At 38.6% G+C, this 25,562-nt stretch carries 16 protein-coding genes; 10 read left to right on the top strand and 6 right to left on the bottom strand.

Features of this window, described 5'->3' with window-relative positions; genetic code table 11:
- Positions 1–37: 37 nt before the first annotated feature.
- The 6 genes from ABFV72_RS08665 to ABFV72_RS08640 all read right to left on the bottom strand — a co-directional run bounded on the left by ABFV72_RS08665 (position 38) and on the right by ABFV72_RS08640 (position 9,000).
- Positions 38–1,249 (bottom strand): hypothetical protein, encoded by a 1,212-nt coding sequence (locus tag ABFV72_RS08665; protein WP_347163197.1) that lies wholly within the window; start codon positions 1,247–1,249, stop codon positions 38–40.
- A 174-nt stretch (positions 1,250–1,423) separates the two neighbouring features.
- The gene (locus ABFV72_RS08660) at positions 1,424–1,852 is read right to left on the bottom strand and encodes a DUF3293 domain-containing protein (protein WP_347163196.1); all 429 of its coding nucleotides are present in this window, start codon (positions 1,850–1,852) and stop codon (positions 1,424–1,426) included.
- 54 nt (positions 1,853–1,906) lie between these two features.
- Complete coding sequence (locus tag ABFV72_RS08655) at positions 1,907–3,298, bottom strand: GIY-YIG nuclease family protein (protein WP_347163194.1); 1,392 nt, start codon at positions 3,296–3,298, stop codon at positions 1,907–1,909.
- On the bottom strand, positions 3,252–5,453 hold the full coding sequence (locus tag ABFV72_RS08650) for a DEAD/DEAH box helicase (RefSeq protein WP_347163193.1): 2,202 nt from the start codon (positions 5,451–5,453) through the stop codon (positions 3,252–3,254). Before ABFV72_RS08650 ends, ABFV72_RS08655 begins: the two co-directional genes overlap by 47 nt.
- Before the next feature lie 83 nt (positions 5,454–5,536).
- The gene (locus ABFV72_RS08645) at positions 5,537–6,154 is read right to left on the bottom strand and encodes a hypothetical protein (RefSeq protein WP_347163191.1); all 618 of its coding nucleotides are present in this window, start codon (positions 6,152–6,154) and stop codon (positions 5,537–5,539) included.
- Between the two features lie 56 nt (positions 6,155–6,210).
- Positions 6,211–9,000, bottom strand: a complete 2,790-nt coding sequence (locus ABFV72_RS08640) for a DNA methyltransferase (RefSeq protein ID WP_347163190.1) — start codon at positions 8,998–9,000, stop codon at positions 6,211–6,213.
- 159 nt (positions 9,001–9,159) lie between these two features.
- Between ABFV72_RS08640 and ABFV72_RS08635 the strand changes: the two genes are divergently transcribed.
- The 10 genes from ABFV72_RS08635 (at position 9,160) to ABFV72_RS08590 (ending at position 25,494) form a co-directional block, all read left to right on the top strand.
- The gene (locus tag ABFV72_RS08635; RefSeq protein ID WP_347163189.1) at positions 9,160–10,275 is read left to right on the top strand and encodes a hypothetical protein; all 1,116 of its coding nucleotides are present in this window, start codon (positions 9,160–9,162) and stop codon (positions 10,273–10,275) included.
- Positions 10,276–10,731: 456 nt separating this feature from the next.
- Positions 10,732–12,792: an anti-phage ZorAB system protein ZorA gene (gene zorA, locus ABFV72_RS08630; RefSeq protein ID WP_347163188.1), complete on the top strand. Its 2,061-nt coding sequence runs from the start codon at positions 10,732–10,734 to the stop codon at positions 12,790–12,792.
- Between the two features lie 18 nt (positions 12,793–12,810).
- Positions 12,811–13,542, top strand: a complete 732-nt coding sequence (gene zorB1 / locus ABFV72_RS08625; RefSeq protein WP_347163186.1) for a type I Zorya anti-phage system protein ZorB1 — start codon at positions 12,811–12,813, stop codon at positions 13,540–13,542.
- 5 nt (positions 13,543–13,547) lie between these two features.
- Positions 13,548–14,978, top strand: a complete 1,431-nt coding sequence (locus tag ABFV72_RS08620) for an EH signature domain-containing protein (protein WP_347163185.1) — start codon at positions 13,548–13,550, stop codon at positions 14,976–14,978.
- A gap of 9 nt (positions 14,979–14,987) precedes the next feature.
- Positions 14,988–18,224, top strand: a complete 3,237-nt coding sequence (locus tag ABFV72_RS08615; protein WP_347163184.1) for a DEAD/DEAH box helicase — start codon at positions 14,988–14,990, stop codon at positions 18,222–18,224.
- A gap of 53 nt (positions 18,225–18,277) precedes the next feature.
- Entirely contained in the window at positions 18,278–19,477 is a 1,200-nt protein-coding gene (locus ABFV72_RS08610) for a hypothetical protein (protein ID WP_347163183.1), read from the top strand.
- Positions 19,478–20,915: 1,438 nt separating this feature from the next.
- Complete coding sequence (locus tag ABFV72_RS08605; protein WP_347163181.1) at positions 20,916–21,593, top strand: hypothetical protein; 678 nt, start codon at positions 20,916–20,918, stop codon at positions 21,591–21,593.
- A 157-nt stretch (positions 21,594–21,750) separates the two neighbouring features.
- Positions 21,751–22,323 (top strand): hypothetical protein, encoded by a 573-nt coding sequence (locus tag ABFV72_RS08600; protein ID WP_347163180.1) that lies wholly within the window; start codon positions 21,751–21,753, stop codon positions 22,321–22,323.
- 437 nt (positions 22,324–22,760) lie between these two features.
- A complete protein-coding gene (locus ABFV72_RS08595) occupies positions 22,761–23,207 on the top strand; it encodes a hypothetical protein (protein WP_347163179.1) in 447 nt (148 codons plus the stop codon).
- Between the two features lie 451 nt (positions 23,208–23,658).
- A complete protein-coding gene (locus ABFV72_RS08590) occupies positions 23,659–25,494 on the top strand; it encodes a hypothetical protein (RefSeq protein ID WP_347163178.1) in 1,836 nt (611 codons plus the stop codon).
- Positions 25,495–25,562 lie beyond the last annotated feature (68 nt).

Genomic DNA, 25,562 nt, shown 5'->3' with positions numbered 1-25,562 from the left:
ATCGAGCAACTAATGCTTTTCGAGTTTTTTTGAGAGATTATTTCCTTTTTACTCTTTTTAAGTAATCAAGATATTGAGTTGTAGAATCTTCTTTGACCTTGAGGTTCTGAGCAGTATTATCTGTGCGTCGAGTTCTTATTGTTCGTGGTTTGGATTTGGTTCTTAATGTGTTTTCACTTATAGTATTAGCTGTGGCTATTCTTCCGTAGGTGTTCGATGGCACTTTATCTCTTGGGATGCGGACAAATTGTTCTTTAGTGACTGGTTCAACCTTACTTTGAGAGTTGGTTTTATCTTCATTAACGAGTTTTAATTCAGAGATAAGATGCTCATTACTTTGTTCTAAGATACTGATATGTGTCTGACCTCTTTTAATAACTTCTTTCAATCTGCTTATTTCATCATTTATCTCTACAAACGATTTACTCTTTTTAATTAGCTGATTCTCCAATTCAGTTTTTTCATAAGCTAGGTTATGGTAGATGGATAGAGTTACTGGTTTTCTTTTTTTGTTCTTTCCTATTCGTTGGTCTGTTGCTATCTCAACAGGTCGCTTTCCTTCCATATCAAGTTCTAACTCCAACATTTCGCACCATTCATTCAACATCATTAGTTCATTTTTGAGTTTATAAATCTTATTGTCTTTATTTTCAAGTATATTGAACGGTTCGAAATCAGGCTTTAACATTGAAGTTAAGGATAAGATTCTTTCATCTTTATCTGCTACTTCAGTAGTTAGTTGCTGGTTAATAAGAAGTTGGTTGTGAAAGACGCTTTCATAGTGACTGCGACTATTTTTAGCCGCGATCATCTCAGATTTAGTTTCTTCCATTCTGTATTCTAATTTTTCAATTATTTTATTTAAGTTCTCAATCTTTTTATCTCTGTCTTGAAGAGTCTCTAGCACATTAGTTGTTGTACCATGTATTGATTCAAACTCAGACCTGTACTTCGCAACTGCTTCACGCAACAAGTCTATGACTTTTTGCTTGTTTTTTAACCGCTTTTCCACCTTTAAATGTTCTTCATACAGCTCGACAATTTCATCAAAATTAGGATCGGTAACAATTTTAAGTACTTTCTCATACTCTACTTGGACTAGCTCTAACTCTTTGGAAACCTTAATTTTAATAAAACCTAAGTCTTTATTAGAGCTTTCCTCGTCAATAGCGTTCACCTGACGCTTAGATTCTTCTAGGCTTTCATATAACCGTTCTAGGTTGTCTTCTAAAAACTTTGCAAGACCCATGTATTAACTCCTCAAGTAACTAAGTCGATAGTAATCCAGTTGGTAAATAGGAGGGGTTATCAGAGTTTGATGACAGACTAGGTTGGATAGTGAAGCCTGACTAACGATAAGTTAATTTAGCTTAGCTTCAACATTTAATTATTCAAAGCGTCTTTTGGAATACTACAATTAATTCTACCCAAAGTATTTTTGACAAGAAAATTCAGGGTGTAGTAGTAATTCAGGCGCCCCCTCAAAGCTTACATATACCACAGCATTTTGATGGAAGTCGCAACATAACTTAAGACTGGTTTCTTTATTTACTGGATAAGCAAAGAAACTGTCTTCTCGCCACTTAGCATCTTTACTTTCACCGTAGCCGTCAATTACATTGAGACCTTGTTTAAGTAGTTCTGCTTTCAACTTTTGATTAGCTATCTTATTGTCTTTAACCGTAAGCTCTTTCCCCAGTGGATTCCAAGCTGTAATAAATAATCCACCATCAGGAGTAAATGGCTGTAAAAGAGAGACAGCTTTAGAGCATGGCTTATCAACATTAAGTAAGGTGTTATCAAAGCCATAATTGGTTTGACGATAAGCTTCTAAAAGGGAAGGGTCTAACATAAATCGCTCGCTATAGTAATGGTTTAAGGGGTTGATGAAAGTAGAAAGCGTTTGTCACTTCAGAACCACCTTGCCAGCCGCACCATCCATTCGATAGTCTTTAATATCCCCAGCGATAACCAAGTTAATGGCCTTTTCTATTTCAGCAAGAGGAACATTGAACCATTCAGTTGCTTTGTAGAGATTATCGTTTGCTGCTTTTAAGGATACTTTGACTCTTTGATCATAGAAGAAGGCATGTAGTACACCTTCCACGCTTCGGGCATTGGCGTCATACACTTGCCACTCAGCAATGATATCTACGGGCTGTTGCAGGAATGCGGTATCCCTAACTGAGTGTTTGGTTCGCGCCTCACCTGTAAGGGTTGAGAAACCAACTTTATGAAGGTCTCTATAGTGCGCCAAGGTGTTTGGGGTTTCAGTCAGCTTGGCAACATAAATGACCCCAGTAAGTTGCCGATTATCGCCAAAGTTTTTGGCCAGTTCATCATCCATCCAGTCGGGATCAGTAATTAATAGCTGGTAACTGTTTTCATATTTATACTGAGCGGTAGCCAATGAATAAGTGAGCATATTTGACTCTGTACCATTAGAGAATATTAAGCGTAGTCTCTCTTGGCTACGAGCATTCTTTCTAGCTTCTGCTTTATAAATATTAGCCACATAGCAAAGCATGCCATTTAAAACAAAGACACTGCCGATGTTGATTGCTTTCACTGATGAAAAGTTAGTTTTAGTAAAAGCACCCGTTTGAATAGCTTTAGATATGCGCTCAAACGTCGCTTCAAATTTATAAAAGTCCTTACATTCGAACCGGCTGGCTATATCTTCGTCATTATATTGATCGTAGCTGGCACGTGTATTGCTCTGATGGTCATTGACTAAGATTTCAGAGTGGATGTTGTCAAAAATCCCTAGGTCATCACTATCAAAAATATCGTCTAGACTATTAATAACAGCTGGCTCGCTAACAGCCTCGATGGCCGGCTCAGCTTCTTTACTGCTATCGCTGATCGCCTTTTCAGACCCATCACCCTTATTAATTATGCTCTTGCCTGAGAGTGTCGGTTTGTCGTCAGATAGGGTATAAGTATTGCTTTTCACGGCTAATAGGCCATGCTTATCTAAAGCTAGCAGTTCTTGCGAGTTTGCGTGGTTGGTTTGTATGGTAGCTAAGAGGCGAGCACTTATTTTTTCATTAATGTCGCTGGCACTACTACTAGGCACGCGTCCCTGTTGATCGATAAAAAGGTTGATAGTGTCAAACTGCTGCGCTAAAACGCTATTATTTGCCGAGCTTTTAGTAATAGGCTTTACATCATCTAATAGCCCCGTACTGTCATTAGAAAAAATATCTTCTAGCGTTTTGTACTCACGACTTTGATAGATCTCATCGAGTTTAATCATGACTATTGGCTTCTCGTTTGGCTTTTTGGTTCCTAACATAGGAGATAACTTCAGCCATACGCCGCTCGATAGCGTCTTCTGAGTTTCTGTTTGGCTGACGGCCTTTGTTTTTCATGAATGCAACTATTTTTGGCCACATCAGTACGGCTTCTGCTTCAGTTACGGTAGAACGGCCGGCATGTACAACATCATTTATGGTTTGCAGCACTTCTTTATCGACGGTTCTAGAGAGAACTTCATAAGCATCATGAAATGGGTTGACCGATTTCACAAGGTCAATGGGAAGGTTGTTCACATTGACGAACTTACTGCCCACCTTCACAAAGCCGTTGCTAGGGTTCGAGTCGTTGCTACTGCTTGATTGGGTTTTGGGATTATAAATTTTTGCATCAGCTGGCAGGTGGCGCTCTTTAATAATGTCACTTTCGTTGAGCTGATTTTTGCGCTCTGCATTTAGCGTATTAACATCTAGATACTCATGACCTTGCTTAACGAAAAATCGTTCATTTTCAATAACGGCATCTTCAGGAATATCTTTACCTTCAACCACACCGCCTTGACGGTTGATGGCCATATACTGCATGACACCTTCTTGCACTTGCCGTACTTCATTGGTATCCAGCGCTGGGTACTTACTACGAATAATACTTGGAATAACGTTATCTGACACGGCTTCGGTTTCTACGTTATTGGTTTCAGCGGCGATATACTTTTTGATGTTCTCTGTATTTTGGGCTAACTGTGCCAATATCTCATCACGGTCTTGGTTGAGTATCTTCATGACTTGATCAGAGGGAGGGTTTACTGTATCGTCAATGATAATGGTACCTGCCGGCAAGTCTGCCTTACCTAATATATCCAGCTCACTACGGCGTTTAAAGTTAATGTTAGGTTTGAGCACTTGCTCCATCAGTAGCGATAAAGTAATGGCTTTTAATAAATCATTAACAGAGCTTGTCACTTCAGATTTATCAGCTTCTGGCTCAGCGATTAGATTGGTAAATTGAGCATGGTGTTTGCCCGCGCTATCGCGTGTTGAACGTCCAATAATCTGTACCACCTCAGTCAGAGAGCCTCGATAGCCAATGGTCAATACGTGCTCACAATACTCCCAGTCAAAGCCTTCTTTTGCCATGCCAAGAGCAATAATGATATCCATCTGATCGCGAGAGGTAATATCAGCCAAATAAGCCTGAGTATTAGCCCGCATAGCGTCATCAGTCACTAGGTCTGCGAGTAGCAATTGCTTACCGTCATGTGTGCGTATTGTCATAACACCCGTAATATCATCACGAGACTCAACTTCACCAATGACATCTATGATACGGCCAACGGTCTCATATTTGTCTGTTTCAGCAGTGAGACTATTGACGTTAGGAATGTGGATGATGGTTTTTTTACTGGTATCCAAGCATTCATCTAAGGCGTCAAAGAATGATTTTTTATAAAAATGATAGCCGAGTCCCAATGATTTCAAGTGTTCATAACCATTAAGCTGTTCGTAGTAGGTGTAAGTTACCTTATCGAACTTTTCTTCGTCGCTATCTGACAAGATGGGCACTGAGTCACCACGGAAATATGAACCCGTCATTGCCACAATATGTGCGCTAGTCCGCGTCATAATGCCATCTAGTATGGCACCTAAGCGGTTTGATTCACCTGCTGATACGTGATGGAATTCATCAATACCAATAAGAATATCGTTAAATAGCTCAATACTACCGCCGTCCTCGATTATCTTATCAAAGCCATATCTAAAACTGTGATGAGTACAAACTAAAACCTGAGGTAGGGAGTTGTCATCTACGTTTGAAGTGAGAAACTCTGAAAATATAGCACTCTTGCTCGTGTCACTTTGAGCAATATTTAAGCATAAGTTATAGCGATCTGCTACTTGCCAATCTGCAAAGAAACCATAGTTACTGAGCGCTGTTGACTTAAAAGACTTGCCAATACTCATCTCTGGTACAGTAATAATAACTTTCTTGATACCTTGGTTAATAAGCTTATCCAAGGCCAAAAACATCATGGCGCGTGACTTACCAGAGGCAGGTGGTGATTTGATGAGCAAATACTGGCTATTACGCTTCTCAAATGCACGTGCCTGCATTTCACGCATGCCAAGCTCGTTATTTTTTTTACTTTGACCCGTGCGGGCGTAATTTTGATTTAGGATATTAACAGTGGCAGTCATAGTAGATTCATCATAGGTAGAGATGCTTGTAAGGCTGTAGCGTCGTAAAAATAAAACTCATTTGTCATAGCAATAGTGTGAAATCAATAGACACAAGTTATCGTATTATCATTACGGTCAAACCTAGCTTTTGAATCATACAAACCGTCACTCATATAGTCTGATGTTTGACGTGTTTTGAAGTGCTTCCACACACTTTGCATGTCTGCATTTTTAGCAAACTTCAGAACGTGTGCACCACCTTCTGACTCAGGCCTAAACTTATATTGATACTCTGTTATAGGTTGTTCGCGGTATTTGACACCATCTGCAAATTTAATATGGTATTCGGTATATTCATAATTAGTATGAATGCTGATATCCTTCATGAGTGCGCTATAACCAGGAGTCCATTGAGATCTGGGTGTTATAGAAAACTCATAAATATCATCATTTGCATTCGGTTTTGCAAGCGTCTTCATTTTCATCGTTTTATCAATGAATTTATTATGATGTTTATTGATAGAGCTATAAATAGGACCATCACCGATACAGCCATCTTCCATCCACGCAAACAATATAAACATATCGCCTTCAGGAAGGTCTTGACCATTTTTGCCTTTTAGCGATATGAGATCACTTTGTGACGCAGCTGATGCTTGACCTGCAGAAAACACGAGTAGGGCAGCAATTGCTACGCTTGGTAAGATTTTGGAAATCATAATAGAACGCTCTTTATAATGTGTTTGATGTTGTTTGTCATAAATACTAAAGGACGCTACTTACTTTTCTTTTGGGCTTTCTTGTTACCCTTACTCTGCTGCTCTGCCTCGATAAGCTGCTCATAACGTGCCAGCAAATGTGCCAATCGCTCTTCGGTATTGGCAAATCCTTGCGGACGATATAGCTTGTCCACCGCATCATCAAGCGTGCTATGCGCTTGTTTTAAATCCTCAGGCATCTTATCTGGATCGTATAGCTCAGCTAGGGTCATGCCAGCATTACTGGCGCGGGCAAGTAGGATTTCTTCCGCGAGGTTTTCAATACTCTTCTTCTGCTCATCAGTGGCATCAGGGAAAGGGAAGGTATTGTAGACGATAGTGCCAGAGTAGTTATAACGGCTTTCCAGCCTACCAGTTACTAAACGCATCCAGTCATTATGAATTAGCGAATTAAGTATTCCAAAGTCATATATATCCCCTTGAGGTATTATCTGATTTCTGTCTGTACAAATAGAATTTTCATTCATAAAGCCTATTGGTATATATCTTCTTCTCTCAGAAGACACCCTCGGAATTAAGAGATAATTTTTAGGATTATTGGTCTCACGAAACTCATGAGGGCGTTCTGCTAGTTTTCGAGTCCCTTTATCACTACTCTTTAATCGCATTTCTTTAACTTTATCAATTCTTTCTTTAACTAAAGGTGATTGCTTAATTTCATCTTCATTAACATTAACTAGCCACAAGCACCATCTATCTTTAGAATTAACGAATTCATCAGAACCAACTAGTTTTTTGATCCATTTTTTTGATATAGGGTTTTCCTTAATTAATTCATTTTTATCTTCTTCCGAAAGTATTAAATTACCACCATCTGTTGGTTGATTTCCTCTAAGAATAGGTTTTGTTTTTTCAGAAAAAGGTTTATTCCGGCTTTTTACTGCAAGGTTTGAACCGTCAACTAAGTAAGGACTTATATTTTTAACTGAGTTACTATGCCAAACTTTGTCAAAAAACGTGTATATAGTATTTCTATGGCTTAGCTTTGTAGATAGTCCTACTATGACTACATGAACACCTGCATTATGTTTAGCGCTATTTTTCCAAGGGAAACTTTGGTACGCAAAGCTAATATGGATACCTAAATCAAAAATATAGGGGAATAGCATTGCTACTTGCTCGCCTTGCGCAATCGAGTTCGTCGATACCAATGCAAGTTCAGCATTAGAATTAGTAATATACTGAGATCCTTTCCAAAACCATGAACTTACATAATCAAGAGATTTGAATTTTTTAAAACCTTTAAATACGCGCGTCATATCCTCCGTTTGTTCATCTGTACGATTACCAGTGCCTCCAAATGGAGGATTACCAATAATATAAATCTCATCACTGACATTATTCGGACAGACCTCATTCCAGTCGATACGTAAGCTATTGCCATAAACGATGTGCCCACTGTCTTTGAGTGGCAGCATTGGCTGAGATGCACCGAATTCTTGCTCGAACAACACATTCATTTGATGTTCAGCGAGCCAGAGTGACAAACGTGCAATTTGACTGGCAAAGTCGTCATACTCGATACCGTATAGATTATCCAAGCTGACCACACTATCAAAGCCTAGACCTAATAGATTGTCATTAGAGCCTAGTAAGTCGCGTTGTGCCTTTAATACATCAATCTCTAGCTTACGTAGCTCTTTATAAGCAATGATCAAAAAGTTACCTGATCCGCAAGCCGGGTCAAATACTTTGATTTTGCTGATACGCTTAAGCAGGGCATCTAGGCGTTCGGCTTTATTATTCTTATGGCGATTGTCATGACTCAATGCTATGACTGTATCTAGCTCTGTACGTAGCTCGTCTAAGAATAGCGGCTGTATGACCTTCATGATATTACTAACACTGGTGTAATGCTGTCCTAAGCTGCCGCGCTGTTCAGGGTCGATTACTGCTTGAAACATGGAACCGAAAATATCTGGGTTAATCTCGGCCCAGCTCAAACGTGCGCACTCTAGCAAGATACGGCGAGTACGCGCATCAAACTCAGGAATGGCGAACTGATATTCAAATAAGCTGCCGTTCACATAGGGGAATGCACTTAGGTGAGTGGGCTTGGCATCACGCTCTGGGCTAGACTCAGGTAAGTCTAGAACTTCAAATAGCTCATATAAGATGCTATCGACGTCACTGCCATCTATATTGGTAGTTCTGTCAATCACGTCATAGAACTGGTCTGCTTTAAAAATACCAGTGTCTTCTGCATAAAAGCAGAACAGTAGTCGCGTCAAAAATATATTGAGAGCATGTAAGTCATCAGCAGTATTAAACTCATTGAGCTTGCGGATGTGGTCAAACAAGCGCCCCATTTTCTCCGACGCTTGCACATCAGCCGGATGCTCTGAGTATTCGCGAGCACGCTCTAGGCCGGCAAGTGGCAATAGGAAGTGATAGTTCTTATAAAGATCAGCAAAATCGCAGTCAAGCGTCTCATCATACTTAGTATCGTTAATCAGTACGGTGTTGAAGTCTGTCACCATTACCATACGGATTTTGTGCTGATTGATGATTGGGCCGCTTACCACCTCACTTAGGGCTTTAGCAAGGTCTTGGCCTGCATCGATAGGCTTAAAGTAGATGCGATGCTTATTGGCAACCTCGCCAGCTTCAGGATTGGCTGCGACATTGAAACGACCGTCATTTTTTTTGAGTGATGTGATAGTAGACTTAGAGACATCTAGCAGCGTTAGGAAGTCAAAGATAAAGTCTTCTTTTTTATGCTTATCAATGACTTTGGTGGTTAATTTTTCTAAATCTTCAAAAAACTGGGTTTGGTTAAATGCCATGGTTGTCTCTATAGATGATTTACTAATGTAAAAAAGTAGGCTAATGTGCAATTATAGCGCTATCTTAGAATATTTAAAGGCTTAGTTGCTCTGAATAAGATGATTTTGATCTTATCAATTGCAATATTAAGGCTAGAATTTTGTTAATGAGGCTTAGCAATGATAGTTGGTAGTTATTTTCACGGTGACTCTACCCGTATTGGATTGATACAGCATAGTTGCTATGGAGAAGCATTACATATCATCGTTAATTTTGCTAGCGCTAAGCATCGTAAAGCTGAAAGGGTAGTTTCTGTTCGCACTGAACTGAGCGACTTGCGTGATGAGCTTATAAGTTTTGATCATAGAACTTTACAGTGGTTGCATGATCGTATAGCAGCCGCGTTCCGTATGGAGTATTGTCCTAATGCGGATTTTTTTACTTATAAGATACCAGACCCGCATACGCCCGACGAGACTGTGACACTTTGGTTTGACTTTCTTAGAAAAGAGCTTGAAAGAGTGTTTGCTGAGTACTTGCAGCTTCCTCGATTAATTCTTACTGCAGCTCTCTACCCAAATCCTGATCAAAAGGGTAAAGATGCAGAAGATGAGCTTTATGAAATGACAATGCAGTTATATCCCGATATAGAAATTAATCATACTGAGGGCGAGAAAGGTACAGTCGATCTGTATCAAAGCAAGACAATTGGTTGCGATTGCATAAAGCCCGAACAGAGCCAAACAGAATCTCAGTTCGATCATGAGCTATTGCTTGATGGTATGACTCTTGCCGGCGCGTATTTTGAGATTGGTGTTCATGACTTTAGTGATTACGCTGCAGCGATGATTAATGATTTGGGTACTGAAATAAAGCCCTACTTGCTTTCATTTTGGGAGGGTATTCGTGCTTGGGAAGACTTTGACACTCAGGAAATGACCAGTGTAGAGAGTAGTAAAAGAATGTATGAGAAACTACTATTAGAGCATGAGCATGGACTTAGCACACAAATGGTAGCTAATATTAGAAAAGAGCGCCAAAATTATGAGCGCGAGGAAGTAATGCATAACCAGTCTCTACACAAAGAGATACTGGAAACGTGGAGACAGGACAGCCCACAAATGACAGCACGATTAAACAAGCAAAACTTACTGGACGATCTAGCGTTCGTGGTACAGGAAAGAATGTGGCAAGCGAAGGAATTGTACCAAGCAAGCGGAATGCCACGGTCGGACGCAAAGGAACAAGCGTACAAGGATCATCTGATGCTAGAACCTGAAAATCTAAAACAGTAGATAAACTCTCGATATAGCGACAACTTCAACCCATCATTAACAAAGTTATTAGTACCTAATAAATGATTAGCCACCCTATGAATCTGCCATTACAGGTCAACATTCTTATTTAGATGAGCGTTTTAATTCTAAATCAAACCGAAAACCTCATCTATCCATCTAATATAATATAGCCGCAAACAGTCTATTATTTCTTTAATATCAGCTGTCAACAAGTTTCCAGCCATTTGTTTGTTATCTCCAGTCTGATTAATTTTGATAAACAATAATTGGTTTATGTTACTATTCTCTCTTTTAAGTTACAGCTTGTAATTAAGGGTATGTAATACCGTCATGAATACTTATTGACGTACCTATTTCCTATAAATTTAAGCTGACATTAATTTAGTAACATTTAGGATTGATAAGTTAAATAGTTAACTGTCAATCTCTTATTTGATAGGATAGGTGATATTGATGGATTGGTTCAAAACGGCGCAATTCGTGCAAGAGTTTTATATATTCCCTATATTGGTTTCTATCTTATTGATATTAATATTTTTAATTTTTATTTTCAGTTATTTGATACCTGCTGTACGATTAAATAAAAAACTATCACAATTGGTGGATAATTTAGAAAAAATAAATCGTGATGTCAATAAAGACTCATTAGACGACAAGTTTGATGGCAATCCTTCTTTGAAGCAAGCTTGGATAAGTTATAAACAAACCTTTCATAATACTTATGAAACAGTGGATGGCGAAGCTAAGGTAGCTTATTCACGGGCAACGGTGCCCAGTGAGGTGTTTTTTAGCGAAGCCATCATAGTCGATACCCCCCTAAAAGTAGAGTTTTATAGGCACTTACCCGGTATGATTACGGGTGTCGGTATTATCGTGACATTTGCGGGTCTGTTGATTGGATTGTTAGCGTTCGACCCTGCTGGCAACCCTGACAAGGTTCAAGACAGCTTGACATTATTGCTAAAAGGCGTGGGAGAAGCTTTTATGGCTTCTGGATTGGCTATTGCAGTCGCTATGCTGATTACACTTCTTGAGAAGTTTTGGTTAAGAAAATGTTATGAGCGGCTACAGCGCTTACATGCCGCCATTGATGATACCTTTACCTTTGATGACAGTGGTGAAGAGTATCTTGCAAAATTGCTTAAATCTTCGGAAGCCAATGAAACCAATGCGCGCCAGCTAAAAGATAGCTTAGTTAATGACTTAAAAGCCATGATGACTAACTTGGTTGAAGAAAATAAAAGAAATCAAGCTGCCTTCGCAACTCAGTTAACTGATTCTTATGTTCAAACAAGTCAATCGATGGCAACCCAGATTGGCGATTCGATTAAGGATAGCCTTCAAGATCCTTTAGATAAGATTGCCTCGAGCGTGCAACAGGTAAGCGGTGATCAAGGTTCAGCCGTACAAGAACTTATGACTGATGTATTAGCCGCTTTCATGAATAAGCTAGAAACAACATTCGGTGGTCAAATGGCAGGTATGAGCGAAATGATGACTCAATCTGTGACGGCCATGCGTGAAATGCAGTCAGGATTTTCTCAGCTAATCACAGATATGCAAACTAACAGTGAAGTGTCGACCAAAACGTTAGAGATCCAAATGGCAAAAATGATGGATGATATTCATCAAAAGCAAAATGAGATGTCTACCCAAATGAATGAAATGGTAGAAAATCTATCTGCAGGTTCGGCCAAAATTGGCGATCAAGGACTGCATGCTGTTGAGCAGCTGAATAGTAAAGTGTCAGAAATGGTGTCGGGTTTAGGTACTTCAATGTCAGGTCTGTTATCAAATGTGGCAGAGCAACGTATCGATCAGGATCGCCAAATATTAGACAATCAACGAAAATTGCATGAGCAGTCATCTGTATTGATTGATAACTTAGGTAGTGAAATTAAAGAGCTGATTGTTCATAGCCAAAATGCAGTTCAGAGTCATAAAGAAAATATCCAAAAACTGTCTCAAGTGACCACCGATAGTATTACTGGTATGAATACTGGCGCAGACAAGATGCGCTTAGCTTCTGAGCAGTTTACGACAGCTGGTAGCTCACTAGTCACAGTGACTGGTAAAACCTCAGAACTTATTGCAGAGGTGAATACCACTTCAACCAACATGACCAGTGCAAGTAGTAACCTTATTGAGTTGATACGAGATTATAAGAACTCTCAAAACAGCGTTAATATTGCTATTGAAACACTAGAGAATCTTATTCAGCAGTCAAAGTCTGAAGCTGGCATGAGTAGTAAAATGCTTAATGACATGCAGAATATGACCACAGCTTTAGACAAAGTGAAGATGGAAATGCAAGAGTATCTATCAGAGGTAAGTGATGTTTTGGTGAAGAGCTTTGATAGTTTTGGCACCTCCGTTGAAAGCAGTCTAAATCATTCGTTATTGTCTTTTGATAATACACTTGACCAAGCTGTCAAACGTCTGGCAACTGGTGTTGAAGGTCTAGGTGATGTAGTAGAAAACCTTGAAGATCTTACGCAAAAAACCAGACGCTAATTCGGGAGTGTATCGCTAATGATTGGTAATAGGTACGCTAAGAAGCATCGTTCAAAAGATGAGGGTGAAAAACCTTTTTGGATTTCATTTGCTGATTTGATGACAGCGCTAATGACACTCTTTTTGGTAGTGATGGCAGTATCTTTAATGGTTGTCACTAAGAAAATTAATGAAGCCACACAAGCAGAAAAAGAACGCAGTTCAGAGGTCTTAGATATCTGTACTAGTATTAAAGACGATCCTACTTTAAAGAATCAGTTGATCACCGTAGACTGCAAAGAAAACCGTATAAATTTTGGTGAAGCGGGTCGGTTTGGGTACAACAATTATCGATTGAATGAAGAGGGTATAAAAGCGCTAAGTGCCTTGGTGCCAGTTGTCTTAGAAGCTGCTAATAGTGAGAATGGCAAAAAATGGTTTAAGCAAATTGTGATTGAAGGTTTTACAGACACAGATGGATCGTATTTATATAACCTAAATTTAAGCTTGCGTCGTTCGGAGTGGGTGATGTGTAGCTTGTTGGATCCCACATTTAATCAAGATCTGGATTTAACTGACACGCAAAAAAATCAAATTAAACAGCTGTTTCTAGCGGGCGGTGTGTCATTTAATTCAGCAAAAGACAGTAAAGAAGCCTCGCGCCGTGTAGAGCTACGAATGCAGTTCTATGGTTTAAAAGAAAAAGACAGTGCTGAGGCGCAGCCTATTTTTGTTTCTGCTCCTATTGAAACCTGTCAGCTGGCAAGGTGAATGTGATGAGTATCGCTATATTAAAGCAGAGGCTGAATCAGAGTGTCGACAATTTTTCTGAAGCCGACCAAGTACATAATAAATTTGTCAAACCGACCAAATTAATGAAGACGTTAGCGCTCATTGAACGTAAGTTTGATGATATGGAAAATACGCAGCCTATCGAAGAAAAGATTGCCAAATCAATTTTAAAGTTAGAAGAGCATGGCACAGACTATTTGACAAAACGTGATTGGAAGAATCTAGCTTGGTCGCTCAGCAAAAAGCTTTTAAATTATGAGGATAAGATACTTTTCACCTTTATAGGTGGCCAACTCATTGAGCAGTTTAGCAAAATGGAGCCTGAGTCTCTAAAGTCTGTCTATTTTCCGCTGCTGTACAGTTATTTTGCAGTAGAACAAGATGAGATAAATAAACGGCCTAATAACTGGATTCAGCTTAGAAATATCTTAAATAACAATCGCTCTACGTTGTTTCAGGCCACTCTTAAGCCTAAAAAATGGCTTACCACGTTAACGGATCATCCTGAAGTACTCTCACTAGATCCTTCAAAACGATTTATTCGTGATTTTTTACAGAATAGCGATGACAGCAGAGTCAGTAAGCAGTTAGAAAGTTTGAGCATTGCACCAAACAGCTGGTTTTGGGACAGTTTGGTCAACTCATCTATCAAGTCTGTTAAGACAATGAAAGAAGAGGATTACTTTAAAGTAATTCCACGTTTCTTACTGCTATTGGAAAGAAATCCAATCTATACCACCGCTATTTTAACAGCTTTACTTGAACGTTATGCCTCTACCTCAAAACGCGCAGTCGTACATGAAGCATTAAAGCACACCTGTTTGACGCAATGGGATAATCCGCAATACGATTCATCAGCAGGCTGGCGGAATGTCAGTTTAGACACTAAAAAAATGGTAATTCAGTGGTTTGTCCGAGCTGACTTAGAAGCTTTCTTCAAATTATTTAGCCAAACAGCTGATGTCGACCGATTTGATTATTGGATTAAATTTATTGATAAAATCTCATTTTCTCAGATATTTTTAGGCCCAGCAGCCGTGCAATCTAGACATGCTGAGCATAGAAAGTTCAGAGAGCTAAACCGCGGCAGATTAAAAAATATTACGGGTTCTACTCCTAGTAATAATGCTTTTCTATTAAAAATTGATAACGTCCATATTGTTGATTTTTCAGATACTGGGAATGCCTGCTATGGATATAGTGACTTACCCTTTAATCTTAGTAAGAAAAACATCACGGTTCATGAGTTAAAGAATAAGCCTCACTCAATCTTTAGGAATGGGTTTGGTGATACGATAGGGTTAAGCCATGCAGGAAATTGGGAAGCGCGGTTTGACAAAACACTTGCTGAATTAGGAGTTTTCTCTGATCAGCCTAACGGCGGTTTGAGTAAGAGAAGACGTAATCGTTATTAAAGAGTCATTATGAAACTAGCATTTTGGAAAAGGAATAAAAGCAAGCAGACTCCAATGTCAGAAACTGTAGTCAATAGTGTCGAGCCTGAGCCACTACAATATGATGACATTGGTTTAAAGCATAGCTATAGCTCAGAATCTAAAATAGATGCCGACTTTTATTGGGAGAGCTTGGTGGATGAAGAGCTCGCTTATCAATCAGATGATGGCTATGTCTTGCCATGGGAAGCGATTTTTGAGATACAGCAAGACCCTGAACATACTATAGACAGTAATGCCATTGAATGGCTCAACCTGCCGTTATCAAATGATTTATGCCCGATTATTCGTAGTGAAAATGGTATAAGCGATTCGGATTTTCAAATTATTTTGGATGGCTGGTGTGATAACAACAAGGTTAAATTCAAAGGCTCAGTCAAGCGTACAGGGGCAATCATTACTCTTGCCGGTGAAGAGTATCTGTTGAGTGAGGCGACTTGGAAGCTATTAGAGAAAATCAAAGGATTTTCTCGTGTCACGGATAAAAACAAATCATTAAATCAAAAATATTGGGCGCAAATACGCAGTTTAGCGAATAAAAGTGAAGCGAACTTAGATGAGTTTCTGCGTAAAACCATCGTACTTGCTCCAGAGCAGCTGCAGCTTAATCTTCGTAAAAACTTAGTGAGCACAGAATCAATAGTTGAGGTGCAGCCTGACTTTAAAGACGCGCCTGCAAACTGGCTAAAAACTTTCGATAGCTATAATGACGTTCAAAGTGAATATACAATCAGCTTACCAGAAGGTGGTCTTGCGCACGTCATCATTGAGCCACAAGTCAAAAGCGTACTCAGTGAAATCAAAAAAATGCCCAATCGGCGTATCTCTGGCGAGCGTGCACAGACTTTTTTGCACAATCCTTATGCTCAGTTAGGAGAAGATGCCGTAGAGGTTATCTCTTCAGAGGGTTTCGAGCAATCGAAAGAAGAGGCAGAAATCTATAGCTATCGTATGAGTATAAATAAAGCTTACGATGAATCATCATATTTTATTTCAGCTCAGCTGACACTGCATGAAAACTCAGATCGAGAAACAGACCCTATTTTATTAGCGCTCTCCAATGTAGTGCAGGCTGAACATTTTATTGCTGCTTATGAGAAGCCATCTCCCGTTTTTCTATGGGCAGGCTATAACATCGATATAACCAGCTATTTAGATGAGCAAGTAGCCGCGCTTAAAAATGATCTAGAAAATATTAAGCAGTACGAAGATGATTTACAAGCTAAAAACGTACTGGACTTGAGCAATTATAGCTATAGGGTTATAGGAATTGGGGAAGCGGAGAAGCTTAGCCCTAGTATGATACAGAAATATAGTGGTGAATCCACATGGTTGCCACAGAACCTTATTGATGAGTCAGCCAATTTATCTCAGTTTACTTCCGAAAATATTGATGCCAGCACTGAACTGCTTGAGCAGCGTATCCAGAATGCAAAGGCAGAGGGGGAAAGTTTTGTTCTACATCCAGACAGCAATGTATCTATTGCATTAGAAGATGCAAAAAACTTACTTGATGAGCTTCGTGAGTCACGAGGTGAGAGCGCAGCTGAAAAAGATATTGAACAAGAGCAGCTAGATACTGATGAGAAAAAGAAAAAATCCACTTTGTTGATTGCCAACAATATCGATGAAACTAACTTTACGAAGAAGCGAACTGAAATTCTGAATTTTGATGAAAGTAATCAACCTCCGGCCAGATTGCCATCAAGTTTTAGAAGCCAAGAATTTAGTCTAAAAAAGCATCAAGAGTATGGTATCGCTTGGCTACAAAACCTATATCAGTATGCACCAACTCAAGTAAGTGGTTGCTTGTTAGCGGATGATATGGGGTTAGGAAAAACGCTGCAGTTACTTTGTTTTATTGGTGAGTATTTAGAAACTGCAGATTCTAAAAAACCTGCACTGGTCGTAGCGCCAGTTTCTTTACTAGAAAACTGGGAATCTGAAATCAATCGATTTTTTAGTGCCAAGTTTGGCAAAGTGTTGAGTCTATATGGTGATAATTTAAAACAGCGAAAAATACCTAAGCACTTAATATCTTCTCAATTAAGAGATGATTATGGCATTACAAAGCTACTTGAAGATCATTGGTTGGGCGGTGCAGATATTGTGCTCACCACTTATGAAACCATGCGAGATCTTGAGTTCTCCTTAGGGAGGGTGGACTGGAGCGTTATGGTCTGTGATGAGGCGCAAAAAATAAAAGCACCCACGGCGATGGTGACAAAAGCTGCTAAAGCGCAAAAAGCTGACTTTAAGATTGCTTGTACCGGCACACCTGTAGAAAACTCACTGGTAGATCTGTGGTGCTTATTTGACTTTATACAAGAGAACTTGCTCGGCTCTTTAACTGAGTTTAACAAAGAGTATCGTCGTCCTATTGAAAAGAAAGACGATGAAGATAGCGCAATAATAGATGATCTACGTCAATTGATTGAGCCACAAGTGTTAAGACGTATGAAGCATGATGTCGCTGAATTACCAGCGAAGCACGAGGTGGATGATTGTAAGGATATTGCAATCTCACAGTTACAACGTACGTTATATAAGCAAGTATCCAATGATACTCAGAGTTTATCTGAGCAAGGCAATAAAGGCGTGATGTTAACTGCATTACATAAAATGCGAATGATTTGCGCTCATCCACTCAAGCTACATCGGCAAGCAACGATCAATGACTCGCCTAAAGCTAAATGGCTAATAGATACTTTAGAGCTCATAAAACAAAAAAATGAGAAGGTTATTATCTTTACTGAGTTTAGAGACATTCAAGTATTTATAAAGCGTCTTTTACTTGAGCGATATGGTTTAAATGTGACGACTGTAAACGGCGACACAAATACCGACAGTAAAAAAGGGTTAACTCGGCAGGCGACTATTGATAAGTTTCAAGAAATAGAAGGGTTTAATGCGATTATCTTATCTACGGTAGCTGTTGGCTTCGGGGTGAATATCCAAAAGGCAAATCATGTGATTCACTATACAAGGAGCTGGAACCCCGCTAAAGAAGATCAGGCGACAGATAGGGCGTATCGCATTGGACAAGATAAGGAGGTCTATGTGTACTATCCGTCTATCTCAGCACAAGATTTTGAAACCTTTGAAATCAAACTGGACAAACTGTTATCTAGTAAGCGTCGACTTGCTGATGATATGTTAGAACCAAACACTGAGATCACACAAGAGCTGATTCAGTCAGTTTATTGAGTTGAGCGCTTATGAGGAAAATTGCTTAACCCCTATAATGAGAGATGTTAGCTATGCTAGACAATAGTACTGATATTTATGTTACCGACGATGAAAAGCAGCGTTATGCATATAATATGCTACCAACTTACTTATTGGTGAAAGGGTTGCCCGAGGGCAAACGTCTTATCAAACAAGCAGCTAAAAATATATCTAAAAAACCTTATAGGCAGAAAATTCATTTTGCTCATATTTTTAATGAATTGGCAACTACGCAGACATACTCACACATTGGTATGAATGATATCAAGCTTGAAAAAGGCGAGTTATCCAATCATCCTTATGAAGGTCTATTACGCTCATTTGGTGCTGAAACGGCAACTGAACTATTAAGACATACGAAGCTTATAGACGCATGCTTAAGTCAGAAACTACATGACCAGCTTATTACAAACTTTAAAGACTATATGTTTGAGACGTTTGGCTACGAAGATAATGAGCTAAATATTAACATGTCAGCAGAATCGTTTTATCTGCACTTAGTTTTGAGTTTTATCGCACATCTTGACGCTTGTGTTCATCATGCAGCCTATTCAGAAAAGGTTGCACCGATCAGTCTAGGCTGGTTATTTATGCAAAAGCTAGACCCAGATAAGTGGCAGTATAACCATGAACAAGACAATTATTACTTAGTCAATCATAACGGTAGCCCTTTTAGCTGTACCTCTCGATCATTTATTGACTTCATGCAAACGGTATTTTACTGGCAAATATATGGTGATATGCCTACAAGCTTATATGGTATCGATAATGAAATCATTCAAAAGGAATTTGAGCGTACTGATTCTAGATCAGATAGTTTTATCCGCCGCAAAAGAGAAGGGGGTTGGCTCACTCTGGAAGACGTTTTTTGGTTTGTTGGTATCCAAGGTTCTAAGGAAGATGAGGTCAATGAAACGCTGGCAAGCTGGCAAGAGTCGATGATCGCATATATCAAAACGGATAACGTTAATGACCTTGGAGGTCTGCCTCCTAGTGCGGAGGGCTTGATATGGCTAATTTATGCCTTTTATCAAAACATTTATGAGCATACGGATAAAAGCAACAAAGCAAATAAAGAGCAAAGTTGTGTGACCTATGACGATTATTATGGGCTATGGGAATCAATAACAGACTATTATGAGTTAAGAATAGATAAAAATGTAAAAGCGGAACGCGTTCAGTGGCCACAGTATTTAGTAAAGCAAGCCATGCCCGTTAAGCGCATGACTTGAAATGAAAAACGAGACTATATACTACTTAGACGTTTATTTATTGCTACGTCCTTTACCGGACTTCTTAGACGGTTGCATGCTAGGTTTGTTTTCTGGGTATTGAGGGCGAGATTTTGTATTCTTAGACATTGTAGTTGCCTTCTTGTTAATTGATTTACTTACTTGGTGGGTTGTTATCCCGACCACCGCCTGAGGGGTTGCCTGTTGTACTTGGCCAGCCAGCACCTTGTCCGCCATTGTTCATATAAATTCTCATAGTTGTTACTCCATTAAATATTAAGTTTAGATTCTATAGCCATTTACTTACTGACTATGATTAATAGAGTAACCTTCAAAAACAGTTTAATCTCCACCAAAAATGGGTGTTTTGGTTAAAAAACATACAAACCAGTTCAAACCCCAATATTGCCCATGCCACCTGCATATTTCTTAATAAGCAAAAAGATTCTCTAAACCATACTAAATAGTGTTTAGTATCGCTTTTTTATGCGAGGTTGTTTCAAATACTCGGTTTTCTGTTCTACTAAAATTGATAGTGACATACCCCAAAAAATGCTGCTAATTTCACCTGAGCAGTAGAGTTTGCATAGTAAAATCATTGGCAGTTTTAAGTATTATTTTTTAGATGAAGAGGCTGATAGATAGCTCAGCTAAAATGTGGCGTAAAAATTTAGGTATGTTGATTGGTCTTGATACTGAGTTGATACAAACGATTGATACTTAATGAATACGCTCAAACTTTTACAGAAGATAAGATCATTCCTATATGTTTACAAACGCATGATCAAAGCAATTATAAGGCTATTCTAAACGATGGCTTTTATCCAGTAATGAGAAGAGATTTATTAGAAGTTTTTGATGGTAAAAAATGCTGTATTGCAGAAGATTGATATATAGTGATTATCGTAACTACTTGCAATCTATTAAAAAAGCGATGCAAAACTTTAAATCGAAACTCGTTAAAGAGGGGAAAAGCGGGCTTGTATTGGCTTTTTCAATATTTGTAATTTTCTATAGGAGAAAGCAATTGAAGGTATGTAGCTAATAAGTCAGAAGGATTCTGGGTTTTCGGATACTCAAGAAAATGGTAAGTAATGTCTTTGTTCATTTACTACTAGAACAAGATAGATTTTGCTTTGAAGTCTCTGCTCCTAGTAGGAAAGGGCATAGCAAGATTAGGAATAACCTGCATAAACTGTTTCAGAATATAGGTTTTATTTATTTTATTATGAACTGACTATAGTACGTGGTTCAGTTAGTATTTATTTTTCAAGTATTTAGGTCAGAAACACTGATTAGTCACGCCACGATATTTTGGCTGCAAATAAAGCAGAGTTCGGTAAATGGGTGGCAATATTTGGTGCATTATCAAACTAATAATGACTATAATATATTACCAAACTAAAATTGGTAAATAACTAAATTTGGAGAGTATTTGATGAACCGTAAAATTATCGCTTTGAGTACTGCTTTGGGATTAAGTATGAGCATGAGCACGACAACTATAGCTGCAGACTACAATCAATTTTTATCGCCAAGCTCTTTAGGTAAAGATGTTAAAGCTTTAAGTAGTCAATATAAGCTCGGTCTTAAAAAGCAGAGCTGGGGTGGCTATAGTAATAGCGAAGCCTATGACTGTATGTTAAACGTTGAAGTCAATAGTCAGGGTAGAATTAATAGTATTAGAGCCGAACCGAACAACGAAAAGTGTAGATTTAAGACCGCGTCAAGCGGCGTAACCTACAACACCGAGTCTACAAAAATTATAGACATACTCAATCAGGCTAATATCGATAGCATTAAATTTCTACCCGGTTGTTTTAACTGTCCTTCTGGTCTTGAACTTGCAGACAACCTTGTTATCAGTAGACCTCAGGACAATTACTATACTGAGTTTGAGATAGAAGGTTACAACAATGAGTACCTGAGGTTCATGGGTACTAAACTCATTGGTAGTTTTAATCAAAATAACTATTACTCAATTATGGATAAGCTGGATGCTAAGCTTAATAGTGATTCTCCTGAATATAATCGTAAAGACTTTAAGCTAAAAGCTATAAAAAGTTATGATCTGCAGCAGCAGCCCTGGAGCTACTATAAGATTGGCTTAAAATAAACATTAATTGCCATACTATTTGAGAACTTATAGATAACAGCTAAAAGGATTTTTACTGATGATATTAAGAAAGATATCTAGCATACCCGTCAGAGCTATGACGTTGACACTTATAGTGAGCACGGTGTTAATGGGCTGCAGTGATATGAATACGTTTATGGATGATTTGCAGACGATGACTAGCTCGACAATGCCAAATCAAAATGCATCTAAAGTTAACAAAACATCGCCACCAGCTACTGAAAAACTAGATCTGGTCGGATTGCTTAAATGGTTTGAAAATAGTTGCGGATTTAATGAGGTGGCTTATACTCCGGGTACTGAAGAGAGTAAGAGACAGCAAGCTTTCAATGCTTTTGAAGAGAGTTTTATGGGCAAGCGCTATCAGGAGAATGGTGATTATACACCATATGTTAAACCTGATTATCGTCAAAATTTACCTGCTTTACTGACTAATGTTATCAAAGATATATCAGTAGTCCAAGATGATGAAGGCATCCACTACTACGTGAATTTCAACAATGCAACTTATCGTGGGTATGATTTATCACGCTTAGAGCTATTTAATCGGCCAGAGTCTGACTATGTCTACAAATCATTGTATTTCAAAAATAGTAACTTTATGGAACTAAAGCCAATTTTTAAAACCACTAGAGATGATCTAGACATCTCTCGAGGGGGTGAGTTTGATAGTAATAGTCGTTCGGTAATGTGTTATTTGGGGTTATAAGATGATCTTATAGTTTTAAGAATAAGAAGGAGTACGAAGATATTACGTTTTCGTGCTCCTTTTTTAATAAATACGAAGAAAACAAGGAGGATTTTAGGAGTAAACATGCCTCAATTTGAGCAAGCAAAATTAATCTAAATATACTATAACGACTCAAAGCTACAGTTATCAGTTTTAACCGTAATCACTACGATAGACACTAACTGTGCAATATCAAACCCCAACTCAGACCTTTTCACTTAATAAAAGTAGAAAAGGAAATAACCTCTTGAAGCTATATATCCTATAGTGTTAAGAGGTTTTTTTATGCCTAAAATAATACTAACTGCTTAATAATACTAATTATTTTACGATATTAATCCCCACAATACTAAAGCATTTGACACCTAAGTGATTATTGGATAACATGAATTATATTCACTATAAGATTATAAATAATGAAAAACAATAAACTTAGGGTTGGGCAAAAACTTGCCAACCCTAGTAAGGATGATCTGTATGTACATCCGTATGCTAGAACTGCTTTAGGTGTTTGGCAGAGAATGAGACCTAAAACTCCTTATATCGATATGAAGTTTTTGGATAATTTTTACCGTCCACCACTTCGGTTAGTTGATGGAGGGGATAACAATTTTTATTTCTTTAATGATTTCCAAAGAGTCGATCAGGTCTTAAGGTTCGAGAATAATAGGGATTATCCATGCTTGATAATCCCTGAAAGTATTAAAGACGTTCAGCAGCTCGCATGGAGGGATGTTATAGACTTAATTTTCTTGAAAGGTATTCACCATCCCGATTTGTTTAAAGCGCTTAAAAGTACGGCGCCTCAAAGTGTGATATGTCAGCTTATGGGGATTAGGCAACTGACTGTAAGGGAGTATTGACATTTTGCAGGTATTAGCCAGAGTAGTTATGAATATCGCCAATGTAAGTTTGCACTAGAAGAGTGAGTTCTAGGTATTCCTCAAAGTATGAGCTGGTTGAGTGGTGCACCCTAATGAATATAAAGCAGTTTGATAACAGCGAATTACAGAGGGTTTTAGATCATCTAGTACCACTGGATTCACCGTACTGTATAAAAGTACAAACCTTGATTATTAATACTCTTTATATTAATCCAAGCTTCTGCCTACATATTGGTGAGTATGCCAAGATAGATATGCCAGTATTTGCATCGTCTGAATGTGAAGCTATTGCCAGGAAGTCGTCAAAGAGAAAAAGATCGAGGCTTGGGCTGTGACTTATATGCTGGTCTTGTTTTACCAGAGGTATGGCCAAGCACGTAGGGATGATGAAGCATGGCAGTTTATGAGTGCATATCTGCAGATAATTATAATGATTGCTATACGTAAGGATGAGCACTCTGCCAAAGTCAGTCAGCTAAGTGTGCGTCTAAGGATGGGGTTAAAGGACAATAACCCACAGTCTGAGATTGTTAAAAAACTGATTGATATCCATGCTCAACGTGCTTCACTGACGAATGCACTAGCGGCGTTACGCGTATATGAAGCTAAGATAAGAAGTGATGAAGAGTCAGGCAAAGTGGTTAATCAAAAGCTGGCTGGAAAAATTGGTCAAATAAGACTTGCCTATGAAGTGGTTGCAGAGAACAAAGCGTTTGTAGGTAAAACCTATACCAACTCACAAAAAAATGAGCTTAGTAAAGAACACGCTAATAAGCGATACCTTGATAGTGCTGATGAGCCAATACGAGTCACAATATTTGGCAGACCCCATAAAGATGATAACGTGGCGGACGCTGAAAATATTACTGATGATGACCCACCTTCGCTTTTAGATAATGACTTTAAACCTTCTAGGATAACCGCTAAATCTTCAGAATTACAGCAATGGAAGCTAAAAAACAATTATCGACATGCCCGCCGTAATCAGTTTCATTTTCCTACCAATCTACGTCAACTAAGTCTACTAAGCTATCAAATGCTATTTGCTCGGGTGTGGCAGCTTTTTATTATTGTCAGTTATAAGCAGCGTCAGGTTTATGCGGTCATATTACTATCACTATTAAGTGGTCGGAAGATCCAAGAAGTGGTTTATGAGTTAGAACTAGATAAAAGTCAGCGCAAGTGGTTAAGTCATGAGAGCGGTTCGGTTGCTGATAGTTATGCTATGAGTAACGCTATTAACGTAACTTCGAATCGTAGAAGTCACTTATTGCCACATCGTCAAAGCCATGATAATGAATTTAAATTATCTCTGCCAGCTAGACTGCAAGCATTTATTGACAATAAGTTTTTGGTAGATAGTAATGAGGTCTCTAAAGTGTTGGCAAGCTTAAAAACGCAACTAGAGCTACCAGTGTTATCAAATCAGCATATTGACGCTTGTTTATATACAGTTATAAAGAATGAGCTGCAAGAGCCTTTACATGCCGACATGATTACTGGGGTTGATGTTAAACACAGCTCACCTTTGTATTACACCAGTATTGAAACGAGAAGCTTAGAGAAGACTTACTACAGCGCTATACAGCTATTGACCGAATACTGTACGGTAGACAGCCAAGATGAGCTGCGACAGCTTAGTATGTCTAGCACTAAAAGTAATCGTTATAAAAAATATATCGGTAGTGACATGACTTTGAATGCTGATATCTGCCAAAAGTTTTTTGATGAGCTTGCTGAGGCAGCTGAGAGTTATAACGGTCGATTAAAGCGGAACGTAAGCATACGTCAGGAACGTTATATTGAGCAGTTTAATACCTATGGTGTCTGGCTATGGCACATCATATTTATTCAGACTGGGATTAGACCCGTAAAGCATGCGCCTGGGCTTTTAAATCAATTTGACTTTAGACAGCGGCTTTTATGGATTTCTGATAAAGAAGAGCGTCATGGACAAGGGCAGGGAAGGCTTATTCCTCTTAGTAATTTCTTAATCATAGCCATTCAGAATTACATTGAATATATCAAGCAATTTGCGGTTATACATAATTCTATATATCCCAATGATCAATTTCCTATAAATAACATTTTGAACTCTAGTCAGCCACTCATTCAGCTATTTAGCCAAAACCCAAAAGGGTTTACCGGTATTACGCCTAGTAAGGTCCGTTACCAGATAAAACATTTTTTTAGTCACCAAGATAACTGGCTAAGACATCAATTACGCTCACTACTTACGAATAGGTCCCCCGAGCATTTGATCTGAGCCTTATATGGCCATGAACATCCAGATCAGGAGGTTATGCATCCAATGTCGTCATTATCCATTAATGA

The organism is Psychrobacter proteolyticus, assembly GCF_039762275.1.
GTDB classification, from domain to species: Bacteria; Pseudomonadota; Gammaproteobacteria; order Pseudomonadales; family Moraxellaceae; genus Psychrobacter; species Psychrobacter proteolyticus_C.
This window is presented reverse-complemented; position numbering and strand designations above follow the sequence as displayed.

Bases quoted from the DNA above. Each gene is read 5' to 3' on its own strand.
- ABFV72_RS08665 (WP_347163197.1), bottom strand. From the start codon at position 1,249: ATGGGTCTTGCAAAGTTTTTAGAAGACAACCTAGAACGGTTATATGAA.
- ABFV72_RS08660 (WP_347163196.1), bottom strand. From the start codon at position 1,852: ATGTTAGACCCTTCCCTTTTAGAAGCTTATCGTCAAACCAATTATGGC.
- ABFV72_RS08655 (WP_347163194.1), bottom strand. From the start codon at position 3,298: ATGTTAGGAACCAAAAAGCCAAACGAGAAGCCAATAGTCATGATTAAA.
- ABFV72_RS08650 (WP_347163193.1), bottom strand. From the start codon at position 5,453: ATGACTGCCACTGTTAATATCCTAAATCAAAATTACGCCCGCACGGGT.
- ABFV72_RS08645 (WP_347163191.1), bottom strand. From the start codon at position 6,154: ATGATTTCCAAAATCTTACCAAGCGTAGCAATTGCTGCCCTACTCGTG.
- ABFV72_RS08640 (WP_347163190.1), bottom strand. From the start codon at position 9,000: ATGGCATTTAACCAAACCCAGTTTTTTGAAGATTTAGAAAAATTAACC.
- ABFV72_RS08635 (WP_347163189.1), top strand. From the start codon at position 9,160: ATGATAGTTGGTAGTTATTTTCACGGTGACTCTACCCGTATTGGATTG.
- zorA (WP_347163188.1), top strand. From the start codon at position 10,732: ATGGATTGGTTCAAAACGGCGCAATTCGTGCAAGAGTTTTATATATTC.
- zorB1 (WP_347163186.1), top strand. From the start codon at position 12,811: ATGATTGGTAATAGGTACGCTAAGAAGCATCGTTCAAAAGATGAGGGT.
- ABFV72_RS08620 (WP_347163185.1), top strand. From the start codon at position 13,548: ATGAGTATCGCTATATTAAAGCAGAGGCTGAATCAGAGTGTCGACAAT.
- ABFV72_RS08615 (WP_347163184.1), top strand. From the start codon at position 14,988: ATGAAACTAGCATTTTGGAAAAGGAATAAAAGCAAGCAGACTCCAATG.
- ABFV72_RS08610 (WP_347163183.1), top strand. From the start codon at position 18,278: ATGCTAGACAATAGTACTGATATTTATGTTACCGACGATGAAAAGCAG.
- ABFV72_RS08605 (WP_347163181.1), top strand. From the start codon at position 20,916: ATGAACCGTAAAATTATCGCTTTGAGTACTGCTTTGGGATTAAGTATG.
- ABFV72_RS08600 (WP_347163180.1), top strand. From the start codon at position 21,751: ATGGATGATTTGCAGACGATGACTAGCTCGACAATGCCAAATCAAAAT.
- ABFV72_RS08595 (WP_347163179.1), top strand. From the start codon at position 22,761: ATGAAAAACAATAAACTTAGGGTTGGGCAAAAACTTGCCAACCCTAGT.
- ABFV72_RS08590 (WP_347163178.1), top strand. From the start codon at position 23,659: ATGATTGCTATACGTAAGGATGAGCACTCTGCCAAAGTCAGTCAGCTA.